General features: G+C 60.9%; 13 protein-coding genes. 8 read left to right on the forward strand and 5 right to left on the reverse strand.

What is annotated here, in order from left to right; translation table 11 throughout:
• Nucleotides 1–166: 166 nt before the first annotated feature.
• The 4 genes from HQ912_RS06510 to HQ912_RS06525 all read right to left on the reverse strand — a co-directional run bounded on the left by HQ912_RS06510 (nucleotide 167) and on the right by HQ912_RS06525 (nucleotide 5,590).
• Nucleotides 167–3,013 carry a valine--tRNA ligase gene (locus HQ912_RS06510; protein ID WP_139049213.1) on the reverse strand — a complete coding sequence of 949 codons (2,847 nt, stop codon included), beginning with the start codon at nucleotides 3,011–3,013 and terminating at the stop codon, nucleotides 167–169.
• Between the two features lie 224 nt (nucleotides 3,014–3,237).
• Nucleotides 3,238–3,603 (reverse strand): hypothetical protein, encoded by a 366-nt coding sequence (locus tag HQ912_RS06515; RefSeq protein ID WP_047228875.1) that lies wholly within the window; start codon nucleotides 3,601–3,603, stop codon nucleotides 3,238–3,240.
• A gap of 7 nt (nucleotides 3,604–3,610) precedes the next feature.
• Complete coding sequence (locus tag HQ912_RS06520) at nucleotides 3,611–4,039, reverse strand: DNA polymerase III subunit chi (protein WP_047228876.1); 429 nt, start codon at nucleotides 4,037–4,039, stop codon at nucleotides 3,611–3,613.
• A gap of 60 nt (nucleotides 4,040–4,099) precedes the next feature.
• Nucleotides 4,100–5,590 carry a leucyl aminopeptidase gene (locus HQ912_RS06525; RefSeq protein ID WP_047228877.1) on the reverse strand — a complete coding sequence of 497 codons (1,491 nt, stop codon included), beginning with the start codon at nucleotides 5,588–5,590 and terminating at the stop codon, nucleotides 4,100–4,102.
• A gap of 459 nt (nucleotides 5,591–6,049) precedes the next feature.
• On the opposite strand from HQ912_RS06525, the gene lptF reads away from it, so the two are divergent.
• The 8 genes from lptF (at nucleotide 6,050) to pdxJ (ending at nucleotide 14,449) form a co-directional block, all read left to right on the forward strand.
• The gene (lptF, locus tag HQ912_RS06530) at nucleotides 6,050–7,171 is read left to right on the forward strand and encodes an LPS export ABC transporter permease LptF (protein ID WP_047228878.1); all 1,122 of its coding nucleotides are present in this window, start codon (nucleotides 6,050–6,052) and stop codon (nucleotides 7,169–7,171) included.
• On the forward strand, nucleotides 7,164–8,225 hold the full coding sequence (lptG, locus tag HQ912_RS06535; protein ID WP_047228879.1) for an LPS export ABC transporter permease LptG: 1,062 nt from the start codon (nucleotides 7,164–7,166) through the stop codon (nucleotides 8,223–8,225). The genes lptF and lptG overlap by 8 nt, the downstream gene beginning before the upstream one ends.
• Before the next feature lie 139 nt (nucleotides 8,226–8,364).
• Nucleotides 8,365–10,164 carry a translation elongation factor 4 gene (lepA, locus tag HQ912_RS06540; protein ID WP_047228880.1) on the forward strand — a complete coding sequence of 600 codons (1,800 nt, stop codon included), beginning with the start codon at nucleotides 8,365–8,367 and terminating at the stop codon, nucleotides 10,162–10,164.
• Nucleotides 10,165–10,169: 5 nt separating this feature from the next.
• Nucleotides 10,170–11,024 (forward strand): signal peptidase I, encoded by an 855-nt coding sequence (lepB, locus tag HQ912_RS06545; RefSeq protein WP_047228881.1) that lies wholly within the window; start codon nucleotides 10,170–10,172, stop codon nucleotides 11,022–11,024.
• 184 nt (nucleotides 11,025–11,208) lie between these two features.
• Nucleotides 11,209–11,898, forward strand: coding sequence for a ribonuclease III (gene rnc / locus HQ912_RS06550; RefSeq protein ID WP_047228882.1), 690 nt, complete (start codon nucleotides 11,209–11,211; stop codon nucleotides 11,896–11,898).
• Nucleotides 11,891–12,793 (forward strand): GTPase Era, encoded by a 903-nt coding sequence (gene era / locus HQ912_RS06555; RefSeq protein ID WP_047228883.1) that lies wholly within the window; start codon nucleotides 11,891–11,893, stop codon nucleotides 12,791–12,793. The genes rnc and era overlap by 8 nt, the downstream gene beginning before the upstream one ends.
• Before the next feature lie 171 nt (nucleotides 12,794–12,964).
• On the forward strand, nucleotides 12,965–13,654 hold the full coding sequence (recO, locus tag HQ912_RS06560; protein ID WP_076383636.1) for a DNA repair protein RecO: 690 nt from the start codon (nucleotides 12,965–12,967) through the stop codon (nucleotides 13,652–13,654).
• Nucleotides 13,655–13,663: 9 nt separating this feature from the next.
• The gene (gene pdxJ, locus HQ912_RS06565; RefSeq protein WP_218575751.1) at nucleotides 13,664–14,449 is read left to right on the forward strand and encodes a pyridoxine 5'-phosphate synthase; all 786 of its coding nucleotides are present in this window, start codon (nucleotides 13,664–13,666) and stop codon (nucleotides 14,447–14,449) included.
• A gap of 131 nt (nucleotides 14,450–14,580) precedes the next feature.
• Here the strand turns inward: pdxJ and mltF are convergent, their stop codons facing one another.
• Nucleotides 14,581–16,041 (reverse strand): membrane-bound lytic murein transglycosylase MltF, encoded by a 1,461-nt coding sequence (mltF, locus tag HQ912_RS06570; RefSeq protein WP_047228886.1) that lies wholly within the window; start codon nucleotides 16,039–16,041, stop codon nucleotides 14,581–14,583.
• Between the last annotated feature and the right edge of the window lie 84 nt (nucleotides 16,042–16,125).

Consider the following 16,125-nt stretch of genomic DNA (forward strand, 5'->3'; position numbering starts at 1 on the left):
AGCGAGCCTGCTCGCGATAGCGGTGGGTCAGCTTGCACCAATGTTGAATGTACCGCCGTCATCGCGAGCAGGCTCGCTCCCACAGGGGGCAAGCGTGTTCACTAGAAAGTACCAGGCATAAAAAAAGGAGGTCCATCAGGACCTCCTTCTTCATTGGCAATCCCCGTTACAGGCTGGAGATCCGCGCATGTTGCTCGGCCAGCTTGCCCAAGGCCTGTTCAGCCTCGGCCAGTTTGGCGCGTTCCTTCTCGATGACTTCAGCCGGCGCCTTGTCAACGAAACCGGCGTTGGACAGTTTGCCGCCGACACGCTGGACTTCGCCCTTCAAACGCAGGATTTCCTTATCCAGGCGCGCCAGTTCGGCAGCCTTGTCGATCAGGCCGGCCATCGGCACCAGCACTTCCATCTCGCCAACCAAGGCGGTGGCGGACAGCGGTGCTTCTTCGCCAGCGGCCAGGACGGTCACTGATTCGAGCTTGGCCAGTTTCTTGAGCAGTGCTTCGTTCTCGTGGAGGCGGCGCAGGTCTTCGGCGCTGGCATTGTTCAGGAACAGGTTCAGCGGTTTGCCCGGACCGATGTTCATTTCGGCGCGGATGTTACGCAGGCCCAGCATGAAGGTCTTGAGCCATTCGATGTCGTCTTCGGCGGCCGGGTCGATGCGGGTTTCGTTGGCCACCGGCCACGGCTGCAGCATGATCGTCTTGCCTTGGGCGCCCGCCAGCGGAGCGACACGCTGCCAGATTTCCTCGGTGATGAACGGCATGAACGGATGCGCCAGGCGCAGGGCGACTTCCAGCACGCGCACCAGGGTGCGGCGGGTGCCGCGCTGGCGTTCGACCGGGGCGTTTTCGTCCCACAGCACTGGTTTGGACAGTTCCAGGTACCAGTCGCAATACTGGTTCCAGATGAACTCGTACAACGCTTGTGCCGCCAGGTCGAAACGGAACTGATCGAGCTGGCGGGTCACTTCGGCTTCGGTGCGTTGCAGCTGGGAAATAATCCAGCGATCAGCCAGGGTCAGCTCAAAGGCTTCGCCGTTCTGGCCGCAGTCTTCGCCCTTGTCCAGCACGTAGCGCGCGGCGTTCCAGATCTTGTTGCAGAAGTTGCGATAACCCTCGACGCGGCCCATGTCGAACTTGATGTCGCGACCGGTGGACGCTAGCGAGCAGAAGGTGAAGCGCAGGGCGTCGGTGCCGTAGCTGGCGATGCCGTCGGCGAATTCTTCGCGGGTGGCCTTCTCGATTTTCTTCGCCAGTTTTGGCTGCATCAGGCCCGAAGTGCGTTTCTGCACCAGGGTTTCCAGATCGATGCCGTCGATGATGTCCAGCGGGTCCAGGACGTTGCCCTTGGACTTGGACATCTTCTGGCCCTGACCATCGCGCACCAGGCCGTGCACGTAGACGGTCTTGAACGGGACTTGTGGCGTGCCGTCTTCGTTTTTCACCAGGTGCATGGTCAGCATGATCATCCGGGCGACCCAGAAGAAAATGATGTCGAAGCCGGTGACCAGTACGTCGGTGGAGTGGAATTTCTTCAGGAACTCGGTCTGCTGTGGCCAGCCCAGGGTGGAGAAGGTCCACAGGCCCGAGCTGAACCAGGTATCGAGTACGTCGTTGTCCTGTTGCAGAGCTACGTCCGGACCGAGGTTGTGCTTGGCGCGGACTTCGGCTTCATCGCGGCCGACGTAGACCTTGCCTGACTCGTCGTACCAGGCCGGGATGCGGTGGCCCCACCACAGTTGGCGGCTGATGCACCAGTCCTGGATGTCACGCATCCACGAGAAGTACATGTTTTCGTATTGCTTGGGCACGAACTGGATGCGGCCATCTTCTACCGCAGCGATCGCAGGCTCGGCCAGCGGTTTGGTGGATACGTACCACTGATCGGTCAGCCACGGCTCGATAATGGTGCCGGAGCGGTCGCCTTTCGGCACTTTCAGGCCGTGATCATCGACGCTGACCAGCAGGCCGGCTGCGTCGAATGCCGCGACGATCTGCTTGCGCGCTTCAAAGCGGTCCAGGCCGGCGTATTCGGCCGGGATCTGGCCGTCGACGCTTTCGTTCAGCGTGCCGTCGAGGTTGAACACCTGGGCCGCCGGCAACACGTTGGCGTTCTTGTCGAAGATGTTCAGCAGCGGCAGGTTGTGGCGCTTGCCGACTTCGTAGTCGTTGAAATCGTGGGCCGGGGTGATTTTCACGCAACCGGTGCCGAATTCGGGGTCGCAGTAATCGTCGCCGATGATCGGAATGCGCCGGCCAACCAGGGGCAGCTCGACGAACTTGCCAATCAGGGCTTGGTAGCGCTCATCGTTCGGGTTCACCGCAACGGCGGAGTCACCCAGCATGGTTTCCGGGCGCGTGGTGGCGACGATCAGGTAATCCTTGCCTTCGGCGGTCTTGGCGCCGTCGGCCAGCGGGTACTTCAGGTTCCACAGGAAGCCTTTCTCGTCGTGGTTCTCCACTTCGAGGTCGGAAATGGCCGTGTGCAACTTGGTGTCCCAGTTGACCAGGCGCTTGCCGCGATAGATCAGGCCGTCTTCATGCAGGCGCACGAAGGCTTCCTTCACCGCTTCCGAAAGACCGTCATCCATGGTGAAGCGTTCGCGGCTCCAGTCCACGGACGAGCCCAGGCGACGGATCTGGCGGCTGATGTTGCCACCGGACTCGTCTTTCCATTCCCAGACTTTCTCGAGGAATTTCTCGCGTCCCAGGTCATGGCGGTTCTGGCCCTGGGCTTCGAGGCGACGTTCCACCAGCATCTGCGTGGCGATGCCAGCGTGGTCGGTGCCCGGCTGCCAAAGGGTGTTGCGGCCTTGCATGCGGCGGAAACGGATCAGGGCATCCATGATCGCGTTGTTGAAACCGTGGCCCATGTGCAGGCTGCCGGTGACGTTCGGCGGCGGGATCATGATGGTGTAGGAATCGCCCGCGCCTTGCGGAGCGAAATAATTCTCGGACTCCCAGGTGTTGTACCAGGAAGTTTCAATGGCGTGCGGCTGGTAGGTCTTATCCATGCGCGGCGGGACCCTATTGGCATTTATTCAGGAAAAGCCGGGAAGTATAGCGGGCGGGGGAGATGCAAGCCACACGCAGCAAGCGAGAAGCCGGACACGGTTGAACCCTGTGGGAGCGAGCCTGCTCGCGATGAGGCCAGCAGATTCAACATCAATGGGGACCGACAGTCCGTTATCGCGAGCAGGCTCGCTCCCACAGGATGTTCACAATGAGGCAGAGGGCGTTATTCGTACTGACTCAGCAATCGCTCCATCCGCGCATCCAGCCGGCGCTTGATCTCGGTCTCGATGTGCGGAGCGAAGTCGTCGATGACGTCTTGCATGATCAATTGCGCGGCGGCGCGCAGTTCGCTTTCCAGGTGCAACAGCGCATCGGGGCCTTTGGCCTCGGCCTTGGGCGCCGGCTTGGGTTCGGGCTGGCCGTTGATCGGCTCGAACAGCAGTGGAATCTGCTCGTCATGCTCGGGCTCGTGCTCCACCGTATCGGTCAACAGCGGTGGTTGCAGGTTGTCGTCGCCGAGCAGTTGGCGGATCGACTCGAGGTCGTCCAGCAGGTGCGTGGGCTTTTGTGGCGGTTTTGGAGTGTCCATCGTGGGCTCAGAGTCGCTGTAAACGGTGGTCTTGCAGAGGATAGCCCTGTTCGCGGTAGAAACGGAAACTCTCCCGCGCGGCTTGCCGGATGCCCGGGTCTTCCACCACCACTTCCGCCACACGGGCGAAGCGCTGGGCAAAAGGCGGCACTTTCAGGTCAAGGTTGACCAGCAAGTCCTGGTGCTGACCGCAGTCATCTCCCAGCCCGAGCACGATCAATCCTTCGGGTTCGTTTTCGGCCGGGCCATGGGGTACGAAGCTCTCGCCCTTGAAGGCCCACAGACGTGCATCGAGGTCATCGCGCTGGGCGGCATCGCTGCAATGCAGGTAGATGCGGTGGCCCATGCGCCAGGCCTTTTCGGTGAGCTTGCAGGCGAAATCCAGCCGCGCCGACGGATCGGCGCTGGGCAGGATGTAGAAATCGACTTTGGTCATTGCAGTTCCTGAGCCGCCGTTGGCGCCGCCCGAAGGCGACGCCAACGCCGGTCATCGGTGTCAGGCCTTGGCGCGGTCCAGCAGGTATTGGGTCAGCAGGGGAACCGGCCGGCCGGTGGCGCCCTTGTCCTTGCCGCCGCTGGTCCAGGCTGTGCCGGCGATGTCCAGGTGCGCCCAGTTCAGGTTCTTGGTGAAGCGCGAGAGGAAGCACGCCGCGGTGATCGTCCCGGCTTTCGGGCCGCCGATGTTGGCGATGTCGGCGAACGGGCTGTCCAGCTGCTCCTGGTATTCGTCGAACAGCGGCAATTGCCAGGCGCGGTCGTCGGCTTGCTGGCCGGCGCTGAGCAGTTGACCGATCAGCTCGTCGTTGTTGCCCAGCAGGCCCGAGGTGTGGGCGCCGAGGGCGACGACGCAGGCGCCGGTCAGGGTGGCGATGTCGATCACCGCTTGCGGCTTGAAGCGTTCGGAGTAGGTGAGGGCGTCACACAGCACCAGGCGGCCTTCGGCGTCGGTGTTGAGGATTTCCACGGTCTGGCCGCTCATGGTGGTGACGATGTCGCCTGGACGCGAGGCGTTACCGCTGGGCATGTTCTCGGCGCAGGCCAGGATGCACACCAGGTTGATCGGCAGTTGCAGTTCGAGCACGGCGCGCAGGGTGCCGAACACGCTCGCGGCGCCGCCCATGTCGTACTTCATTTCATCCATGCCGGCGCCCGGCTTGAGGCTGATGCCGCCGGTGTCGAAGGTGATGCCCTTGCCGACCAGTGCGTACGGCTTCTCGGACTTCTTGCCACCGTTGTATTGCATGACGATCAGGCGTGGCGGCTGTGCGCTGCCCTGGCCGACGGAGTAGAACGAGCCCATGCCCAGGTCTTTGATTTTCTTTTCGTCGAAGACTTCGACTTTCAGGCCCTTGAATTCCTTGCCCAACGCCTTGGCCTGTTCACCCATGAACGTCGGGTGGCAGATGTTCGGTGGCAGATTGCCCAGGTCGCGGGTGAAGGCCATGCCGTTGGCGATCGCGGTGGCGTGGGTCACGGCACGCTGAACTTCAGCCTGGGCAGCCTTGATGGTCAGCAGGGTGATTTTTTTCAGGGCGCGGGGTTCGGCTTTCTGGCTCTTGAACTGGTCGAACTGGTATTCGCCGTCCACCAGGGTTTCAGCCAGCAGGCGGTTTTTGCCGTAGCTGTCGCGACCCTTGACCACCAACTCGTCCAGCGCCAGGACGGCATCAGCGCCACCCAGACCCTTGAGGGTGCCCAACACGCCGGCGATGATTTTACGGAACGGACGGTCGCCCAGTTCGGCGTCCTTGCCCACGCCCACCAGCAGCACGCGCTCGGCCTTGAGGTTGGGCAGGTTGTGCAGCAACAGGCTCTGGCCGACTTTGCCAGCCAGGTCGCCGCGCTTGAGCACAGCGCTGATGGCACCGCCGCTCAGGCTGTCGAGTTGGGTGGCGACGACGCCGAGCTGGCGGTTTTCACCGACGGCAACCACCAGCGTGGCGGTTTTCAACGTTTCTGGGCTGACGCTTTTTACAACCAGTTCCATGTCCGGATCCCTGAATGAATGGTCAAGATGCCAGGCGCCGACACAATGGCGCGCTGAGCGAGCTTCTTCTATATAAGAGAAGCGCCGGTGCTTGCCGGCGACAAAGGCCGCAGTTTGAACCCCGGCGCCAGGGCCTGACAACCCCACCGACAGCGCTAAATTGTGGCTTTAAGCACCGGGTTAAAGCGTGCGAAGTGACAGGCGCCCCCAATCACAGGATAATGCGGCTCTTTTTTCGGCGGCGCGCTGTGGCGGGCCGGCTCGATACATTTGCTTGTTTGGCCGCCTTAGGGTTTGTATGAAAAGTCGCCGAGCGGCGATCAGGCAAGGCGAAAACAGGCGAGGAAGCGGAGTTGACTGGTTGTCAATGAGCATTCCGAGCCTGTTTTCAACGCAGCATGATCGTCGCGCAGGCACTTTTCGTACAAATCCTAGCCTGACAGCCCTGGAGTGTCTGGTGTGATCGTCTTCCGTTATCTATCCCGCGAAGTCCTGCTGACCCTGAGCGCCGTCAGCGCCGTGCTGCTGGTCATCATCATGAGCGGGCGCTTCATCAAATACCTCGCCCAGGCGGCCTCCGGTGCCCTGGACCCAGGCTCGCTGTTCCTGATCATGGGCTTTCGCCTGCCGGGCTTTTTGCAACTGATCCTGCCGCTGGGGTTGTTCCTGGGCATTCTGCTGGCCTACGGCCGGTTGTACCTGGACAGCGAAATGACCGTGCTGTCGGCCACCGGCATGAGCCAGCAACGCCTGTTTCGCATGACCCTCTTCCCGGCCACTCTGGTGGCGCTGGTTGTGGCCTGGCTGAGTCTTAGCCTGGCGCCCCAGGGAGCCAACCAGTTCCAGATGCTGATCAACCAGCAGGACGCCCTGACCGAGTTCGACACCTTGGTGCCCGGGCGCTTCCAGGCCCTGCGCGACGGGACTCGCGTCACCTATACCGAAGAACTCTCGGAAGACCGGGTCGACCTGGGCGGCGTCTTCATTACGCAAAAGAACGTGTCTTCCGACACCAAGAAGGACCGCGGCATTTCGGTGCTGGTGGCTGAGAAGGGGCGTCAGGAAATCAACCCCGACGGCAACCGCTACCTGATCCTGGAAAACGGCTACCGCTACGACGGCAAGCCGGGGCAGGCCGATTACCGGGCCATCAAGTACGACACCTATGGCGTATTGCTGCCCAAGCCCGAGGTCAGCGACGAAGTCACCGACCGCGATGCCATGCCCACCTCCAGCTTGCTGGGCAACAACGACATTCGGGCGCGCACTGAATTGCAATGGCGCCTTTCGCTGCCGCTGCTGGTATTCATCGTGACCCTCATGGCGGTCCCACTGGCGCGAGTCAATCCGCGCCAGGGCCGTTTCCTCAAGCTGCTACCGGCGATTCTTCTGTATATGGCTTACCTGACCATCCTGATTTCCGCCCGTAGCGCGCTGGAGAAAGGCAAGATCCCGCCCGCGCTGGGCCTTTGGTGGGTGCATTCGATCTTCCTGGCGATTGGCCTCGGGTTGCTCTACTGGGAACCACTGCGCCTGAAGCTGGCCAGTCGTCGCAGCGCGCTGGAGGTGGCCCGTGGTTAAACTCGATCGGTACATCGGCAGCAGTGTGTTCATGGCGATTCTCGCGGTGTTGGGGATCATTCTTGGCCTGGCGACCCTGTTCGCCTTCATCGATGAAATGGGTGATGTCAGCGACACCTATACCTTGATGGACGTGTTGAGTTACGTATTGCTGACCGCCCCGCGGCGACTCTACGACATGTTGCCGATGGCGGCGCTGATCGGTTGCCTGATCGGCCTGGGCAGCCTGGCAAGTAACAGCGAGCTGACCATCATGCGCGCCGCCGGTGTTTCCGTTGGTCGGATCGTCTGGGCCGTGATGAAACCGATGCTGGTGCTGATGCTGGTGGGTTTGCTGGTCGGCGAATACGTTGCCCCGGCCACCGAAAACACCGCTCAGGCCAACCGTTCCCTGGCCCAGGGTGGTGGCGACGCACAAAGCGCCAAGCACGGCCTGTGGCACCGCCAGGGTGACGAGTTCATCCACATCAACTCGGTCCAGCCCAACGGTGTCCTGTACGGCGTGACCCGCTACCGCTTCGACGACCAGCGGCACATGCTGTCGTCGAGCTTCGCCAAGCGCGCCAAGTTTGTTGAAGATCACTGGCAGCTCAATGATGTCACCACCACGTTGTTCCATGACAAGCGCACCGAAGTGGTCGCTGCGCCGCAAGAGCGTTGGGACGTGGCGCTGAGCCCGCAGTTGCTCAGCACTGTGGTGATGGCGCCGGACTCCCTGTCGATTACCGGTTTGTGGGGGTATATCCACTATCTGGCGGATCAGGGCTTGAACAACGGTCGCTACTGGCTGGCTTTTTGGGTCAAGGTGTTGCAGCCGCTGGTCACCGCAGCCTTGGTGCTGATGGCGATTTCCTTCATCTTCGGCCCGCTGCGTTCGGTGACCCTCGGTCAGCGTGTGTTTACCGGCGTACTGGTGGGTTTCACCTTCCGTATTGCCCAGGATTTGCTGGGGCCGTCGAGCCTGGTATTCGGTTTCTCGCCGCTGTTTGCGGTGCTGGTACCGGCCGCCGTCTGCGCCTTGGCCGGGCTCTGGCTGTTGCGCCGGGCCGGTTGATCAGCGCACCGATGGCGAGGGGGCTGCGGGGGCAAGGCTGTGTGGGAGCAAAGCTTGCTCCCACTTGCGCGGTGTATCAGGTACAATTCCCGGCTATTTTTCGGCGGGCCATGCCTGCAGCCTTTTTGAGTGTTGATCCGTGAGTGATTTGAGTCATATCCGCAATTTCTCCATCATCGCCCACATTGACCATGGTAAGTCGACGCTGGCTGATCGCTTCATCCAGATGTGCGGCGGCCTGGCCGAGCGTGAAATGGAGGCCCAGGTCCTGGATTCCATGGATCTGGAGCGTGAGCGCGGGATCACCATCAAGGCCCACAGCGTTACGCTCTACTACAAGGCCCGCGACGGCATTACCTATCAGCTGAACTTCATCGATACCCCGGGCCACGTCGACTTCACCTATGAAGTCAGCCGGTCGCTGGCGGCCTGTGAAGGTGCATTGCTGGTGGTCGATGCCGGCCAGGGCGTCGAGGCGCAATCGGTTGCCAACTGCTACACGGCCATCGAGCAGGGCCTGGAAGTCATGCCGGTGCTGAACAAGATCGACCTGCCCCAGGCCGATCCGGACCGCGTGAAGGAAGAAATCGAGAAAATCATCGGCATCGATGCCACCGACGCGGTCACTTGCAGCGCCAAGACCGGCCTGGGCGTGGACGAAGTGCTCGAGCGCCTGGTGACCACCATTCCTGCGCCGACCGGCAATATCGAAGATCCGCTGCAAGCGTTGATCATCGATTCCTGGTTCGACAACTACCTGGGCGTCGTCTCCCTGGTTCGCGTGCGCCACGGCCGCGTCAAGAAGGGTGACAAGATCCTGGTCAAATCCACCGGCAAGATCCACCTGGTGGACAGCGTCGGTGTCTTCAACCCGAAACACACCGCCACCGTTGATCTGAAGGCCGGTGAAGTGGGTTTCATCATCGCCGGCATCAAGGACATTCACGGTGCACCGGTCGGTGACACCCTGACCTTGAGCTCCACCCCCGACGTCGATGTGCTGCCCGGCTTCAAGCGTATCCAGCCTCAGGTCTACGCCGGCCTGTTCCCAGTCAGCTCCGACGACTTCGAGGATTTCCGCGAAGCCCTGCAAAAGCTGACCCTGAACGACTCGTCCCTGCAATACACCCCGGAAAGCTCCGACGCCCTGGGCTTTGGCTTCCGTTGCGGATTCCTGGGCATGCTGCACATGGAGATCATCCAGGAGCGCCTGGAGCGCGAGTACGACCTGGACCTGATCACCACGGCGCCGACGGTAATTTTCGAGCTGCTGCTCAAGAACGGCGAAACCATCTACGTCGACAACCCGTCCAAGTTGCCGGATCTGTCGGCCATCGAGGATATGCGCGAGCCGATCGTGCGGGCCAACATCCTTGTGCCGCAGGAGCATCTGGGCAACGTCATTACCCTGTGCATCGAAAAGCGTGGCGTGCAGCACGACATGCTGTTTCTCGGTACTCAGGTCCAGGTGACCTACGACCTGCCGATGAACGAAGTGGTGCTGGACTTCTTCGATCGCCTGAAATCCACCAGTCGCGGCTATGCTTCGCTGGACTATCATTTCGATCGTTACCAATCGGCTAATCTGGTGAAGCTGGATGTGCTGATCAACGGTGAGAAAGTCGATGCCCTGGCATTGATCGTGCACCGTGACAACGCGCACTACAAAGGTCGTGCATTGACCGAGAAGATGAAGGAACTGATTCCGCGGCAGATGTTCGATGTGGCAATCCAGGCCGCCATTGGTGGGCAGATTGTGGCGCGTACAACCGTCAAGGCGCTCAGAAAGAACGTATTGGCCAAATGCTATGGCGGCGACGTCAGCCGTAAGCGCAAGCTGTTGGAAAAGCAGAAGGCCGGTAAAAAACGCATGAAGCAGGTTGGTAACGTGGAAATTCCACAGGAAGCCTTCCTTGCGGTGCTCAGGTTGGATAGTTAGGTCCTATGTCGCTAAATTTCCCGCTGTTGCTGGTTATCGCCGTGTTCGTCTGCGGCCTGTTGGCGTTGCTTGATCTGTTGTTCCTGGCGCCGCGGCGCCGGGCTGCCATCGCCTCCTATCAGGGCAGCGTCAGCCAGCCTGATGGGGTGGTGGTCGAAAAACTCAACAAGGAACCGCTGCTGGTCGAATACGGCAAGTCGTTCTTTCCGGTGTTGTTCATCGTACTGGTGCTGCGCTCGTTCCTGGTGGAACCGTTCCAGATCCCGTCCGGCTCAATGAAGCCGACCCTGGATGTGGGCGATTTCATCCTGGTGAACAAGTTCTCCTACGGGATCCGCCTGCCGGTGATCGACAAGAAGGTCATCGAAATCGGTGACCCGCAACGCGGCGATGTCATGGTGTTCCGTTTTCCTAGCGATCCGAACGTCAACTACATCAAGCGTGTGGTCGGCTTGCCGGGAGACAAGATTCGCTACAGCGCCGACAAGCGCCTGTTCGTCAACGGCGAACTGGTGGCCGAACGGTTGATCGGCTCCGAGCCGGGCACACTGGGCAGCGCCGAGCTCTACCAGGAAAAGCTCGGCGAGGCCGAACACCTTATCCGCAAGGAAATGAGCCGTTACCGCGCCGCACCGGACCATTCGTGGACCGTGCCGGCCGGGCACTATTTCATGATGGGCGACAACCGCGACAACTCCAACGACAGCCGGTACTGGGATGATCCGAACATTCCCAAGGACATGCTGGGCATGGTCCCCGACCGTAATATCGTCGGCAAGGCCTTTGCGGTCTGGATGAGCTGGCCGGAACCCAAACTCAGTCACCTGCCGAATTTCTCGCGGGTTGGCCTGATCAAGTAATCACACACGGCGCTGTTGAACACAGCGCCGAATGCATTTCTGGAGCCTGCACAAGGCTGCCCGAAGGCATGAAGCCAACGATAGTCAGGACGTCATTTTTGAACACAGCGTTAATTGTCCCAAGCCAACGGCGCTTCGCGGCCGTGGTGGTGGAATCCAGCCACGAACTCAGCGTGGGTAAACCGTGAGCGTTTCTCTAAGCCGTCTCGAGCGTCAGCTCGGCTACACTTTCAAGGATCAGGAGCTGATGCTTCTGGCTCTCACTCACCGCAGTTTTGCCGGGCGCAACAACGAACGCCTGGAATTTCTGGGTGATGCCATCCTCAACTTCGTGGCTGGCGAGGCATTGTTCGAACGCTTCCCGCTGGCTCGGGAAGGCCAGTTGTCGCGTTTGCGCGCGCGCCTGGTCAAAGGTGAGACCCTGGCCGTGCTGGCCCGCGGTTTCGACCTGGGTGAGTACCTGCGCCTGGGCTCCGGTGAATTGAAGAGCGGCGGTTTCCGTCGTGAGTCGATTCTGGCCGATGCCCTGGAAGCGCTGATTGGCGCGATCTATCTGGACGCCGGCATGGAAATGGCGCGCGAGCGCGTGCTGGCCTGGCTGACCTCCGAGATCGACAGCCTGACGCTGGTGGACACCAACAAGGACCCGAAAACCCGTTTGCAGGAATTCCTGCAATCGCGCAGTTGCGAGTTGCCGCGTTACGAAGTGGTGGATATCCAGGGCGAGCCGCATTGCCGAACCTTCTTCGTCGAATGCGAAGTGGTCTTATTGAATGAAAAAAGCCGGGGTCAGGGTGTGAGTCGTCGTATTGCCGAACAGGTAGCGGCCGCCGCAGCACTGATTGCCCTGGGCGTGGAGAATGGCAATGACTGATACAACCGTCACCCGCTGCGGCTATGTCGCCATTGTCGGCCGGCCGAACGTGGGCAAGTCCACGCTGCTCAATCACATCCTGGGCCAGAAGCTGGCGATCACTTCGCGCAAGCCCCAGACCACCCGCCACAACATGCTGGGTATCAAGACCGAAGGCGCCGTACAGGCGATCTACGTTGATACCCCCGGCATGCACAAAGGTGGCGAAAAAGCGCTGAACCGCTACATGAACAAGACTGCTTCGGCGGCGCTGAAAGACGTCGATGTGGTGATCTTCGTGGTTGATCGCACCAAGTGGACCGAAGAAGACCAGATGGTTCTCGAACGCGTCCAGTACGTGACAGGTCCCTTGATCGTGGCGCTGAACAAGACCGACCGCATCGAAGACAAGGCCGAATTGATGCCGCACCTGAGCTGGTTGCAGGAGCAACTGCCCAACGCCCAGATCATGCCCATCTCGGCCCAGCACGGCCACAATCTCGATGCGCTGGAGCGGGTGATCGCCGAGCACCTGCCGGAAAACGATCACTTCTTCCCCGAAGACCAGATCACCGACCGCAGCAGCCGCTTCCTGGCCGCCGAACTGGTGCGCGAGAAAATCATGCGCCAATTGGGCGCAGAGCTGCCGTACCAGATCACCGTGGAAATCGAAGAGTTCAAGCAGCAGGGCAAGACCCTGCACATCCATGCGCTGATCCTCGTCGAACGCGACGGCCAGAAAAAAATCATCATTGGCGACAAGGGCGAGCGTATCAAGCGCATCGGCACCGAAGCGCGCAAGGACATGGAGCTGTTGTTCGACTCCAAGATCATGCTCAACCTGTGGGTCAAGGTGAAGGGTGGTTGGTCCGATGATGAGCGGGCGCTGCGGTCGTTGGGTTACGGCGACCTGTAAAGCTCTTCCTGAGTGCATGAATTTCCATTGTGGGAGCGAGCCTGCTCGCGATAGCGGTCTGTCAGTCAACATTCCTGTTGAATATCAGTCCCTCATCGCGAGCAGGCTCGCTCCCACAGTGGTTTGTGGTTGTCAGTAATACTGCGTTTACTCATTGAGAGCTGCGATCCCATGCCGCCAACCCAACCCACCGCCCAACCCGCCTACGTTCTGCATTCGCGCGCCTACCGCGAAAGCAGCGCCTTGGTGGACTTTCTTACGCCCCAGGGGCGACTGCGGGCGGTGTTGCGGGGCGCGCGTGGCAAGGCCGGAACGCTGGCGCGGCCGTTCGTGCCGCTGGAAGTGGAATTCCGGGGGCGGGGCGAGTTGAAGAACGTCGGGCGCATGGAAAGCAACGGTGTTGCGGCCTGGCTTAACGGCGAGGCGTTGTTCAGCGGCCTTTATCTCAACGAGCTGCTGATCCGCCTGCTGCCCGCCGAAGACCCCCATCCCGCAGTGTTCGATCACTATGCCGCCACACTGTTGGCCCTGGCCGAGGGTCGCCCTCTGGAACCGCTGTTGCGTTCCTTCGAATGGCGGCTACTGGACGATCTGGGCTACGGTTTTGCCCTGAACACCGACCTGCATGGCGAGCCCATCGCAGCGGACGGTTTGTATCGGCTGCAGGTGGATGCCGGCCTGGAACAGGTCTACCTGCTGCAACCCGGGTTGTTCAATGGCACCGAACTTCTGGCCATGGCCGAGGCCGACTGGAGTGCGCCGGGCGCGCTCTCGGCGGCCAAGCGTCTGATGCGCCAGGCCCTGGCGGTTCATTTGGGCGGTCGGCCGCTGGTCAGTCGCGAGCTGTTTCGCAAGCCTTGATCAACCCGTATGCTGTGGGCCGAATCTCTGTCCATCTCAGGAGCGCTTTTCGTGAGCACCAGCAATCGCATTCTTCTCGGCGTGAACATCGACCATGTCGCCACCCTGCGCCAAGCCCGTGGTACCCGCTACCCGGACCCGGTCAAGGCCGCGCTGGATGCTGAAGAGGCAGGCGCCGACGGCATCACCGTGCACCTGCGTGAAGACCGCCGTCACATCCAGGAGCGCGACGTACTGCTGCTCAAGGACGTGTTGCAAACGCGCATGAATTTCGAAATGGGCGTGACCGAAGAAATGATGGTGTTTGCCGAACGCATCCGCCCCGCGCACATTTGCCTGGTGCCCGAGACGCGTCAGGAGCTGACCACCGAAGGCGGCCTGGACGTAGCGGGGCAGGAAGCACGGATCAGGGCGGCGGTGGAGCGTTTGTCGAAGATCGGCGCAGAGGTGTCGCTGTTCATCGACGCCGACGAGCGGCAGATCGAAGCCTCCAGGCGCGTCGGTGCCCCGGCCATCGAACTGCACACTGGCCGTTATGCCGATGCGCAAACGCCCACCGAGGTGGCTGAAGAGCTGCAGCGGGTAGCCGACGGCGTCGCCTTCGGTCTGGCCCAGGGCCTGATTGTGAATGCTGGCCATGGCTTGCATTACCACAACGTCGAGGCCGTCGCGGCCATCAAGGGCATCAATGAACTGAACATTGGCCATGCGCTGGTGGCCCATGCATTGTTTGTCGGGTTCAAGTCGGCGGTGGCTGAAATGAAAGCGCTGATCCTGGCAGCCGCCAAAGTTTGATGCATACGCAGGGCCCATGTGGGAGCGAGCCTGCTCGCGATAGCGGTCTGACATTCACCATTGATGTCGACTGACACACCGCTATCGCGAGCAGGCTCGCTCCCACAAGGGGGCCTCAGTGTATTGGGGATTCAGAGCGGCGGGGTTTCTGGATTTGGCTTGCTCTTGTCGACGCCCGGCACGTGCAGGTTGCCCTCGGCCACCTGGTCGCCTTCGAGCTGCGGCTGTGTGACCCAGGTCAGGATGTCGTAGTAGCGGCGGATGTTTGCCACGAAATGCACCGGTTCACCGCCCCGGGCGTAGCCGTAGCGGGTTTTGCTGTACCACTTCTTCTGGGAAAGGCGCGGCAGGATCTTCTTCACATCCAGCCACTTGTTCGGATTCAACCCTTCCTTGGCCGCCAGTTTGCGAGCGTCATCCAGGTGACCGCCACCCACGTTGTAGGCGGCGAGGGCGAACCAGGTGCGGTCCGGCTCCTCGATGCTCTCGTCCAGTTGTTCTTTTATGTAGGCCAGGTACTTGGCGCCACCCATGATGCTCTGCTTGGGGTCCAGGCGATTGGACACACCCATGGCCTGGGCGGTGTTCTGGGTCAGCATCATCAGGCCGCGCACACCGGTCTTGGACGTGACTGTCGGCTGCCACAGTGATTCCTGGTAGCCGATGGCCGCCAGCAGGCGCCAGTCGACTTTTTCCGCCTTGGCGTAGTTCTTGAAATGCTTCTCGTACTTGGGCAGACGCTGCTGCAAATGCTGGGCGAAGGTGTAGGCGCCGACATAACCCAGGACATCAACGTGCCCGTAGTAGCGATCCTTCAGGCGTTGCAGGGTGCCATTCTTCTGCACTTTGTCCAGGTAGGCGTTGATTTCGTTGAGCAGGCTGTTGTCTTCGCCAGGGGCCACGGCCCAGCTCTGGTTGCTGGCATCGCCCAGGTCGAAAGCGACCCGCACGTTGGGGAAGTACACCTGGTTCATTGCCACTTCGTTGGAGTCCACCAGCGTCAGGTCGATCTGGCCTTCATCCACCATGCGCAGCAGGTCGACGACTTCTACCGCGTCGGACTCTTCGTATTCGATGCCGGGATATTTCTGTTTCAACTGCGCCAATTGTTCGGCGTGGGTGCTGCCCTTGAGCACCATGATCTTCTTGCCCGCCAGGGCGGCCGGGTCGGTGGGGCGTGACTGGCCGTTGCGGTAGATGATTTGTGGGGTGACTTCGAGGTAGGAGTGGGAAAATCGCACCTGACTCTTGCGTTTTTCGCTGCTGACCAGGCCGGCGGCAGCCAGTACCGGGCCGTTGGGCTTGCCCAGCTGGGTGAAAAGGTCATCGAGGTTGTCGGCGGTCTCGATTTTCAGCTCCACCCCCAAATCGTCGGCGAAACGCTTCACCAGCTCGTATTCGAAGCCGGTTTCACCATTGCGATCCTGGAAGTAGGTGGCGGGGCTGTTTCGGGTAACCACCCGCAGCACGCCATCCTCCTTCACGCGCTCCAGTGTGTTGGGTTTCTCAACACAACCACTGAGCACCAGGAAGAGTCCGGTTGCGATCAGCCACTTGGCGTACCGCGGACGCAAAGCCGTTGGGGAAAACATCTGCGCAGTATACGCAAACGGCCCCGACCGCCATATCTCGACAGCAGAAGGCCAGTCTGCTAGCGGTTGCAAAACGTGTCCGCA

The organism is Pseudomonas sp. MPDS (assembly GCF_013283895.1).
In the GTDB taxonomy this organism is placed as follows: Bacteria; Pseudomonadota; Gammaproteobacteria; order Pseudomonadales; family Pseudomonadaceae; genus Aquipseudomonas; species Aquipseudomonas rhizophila.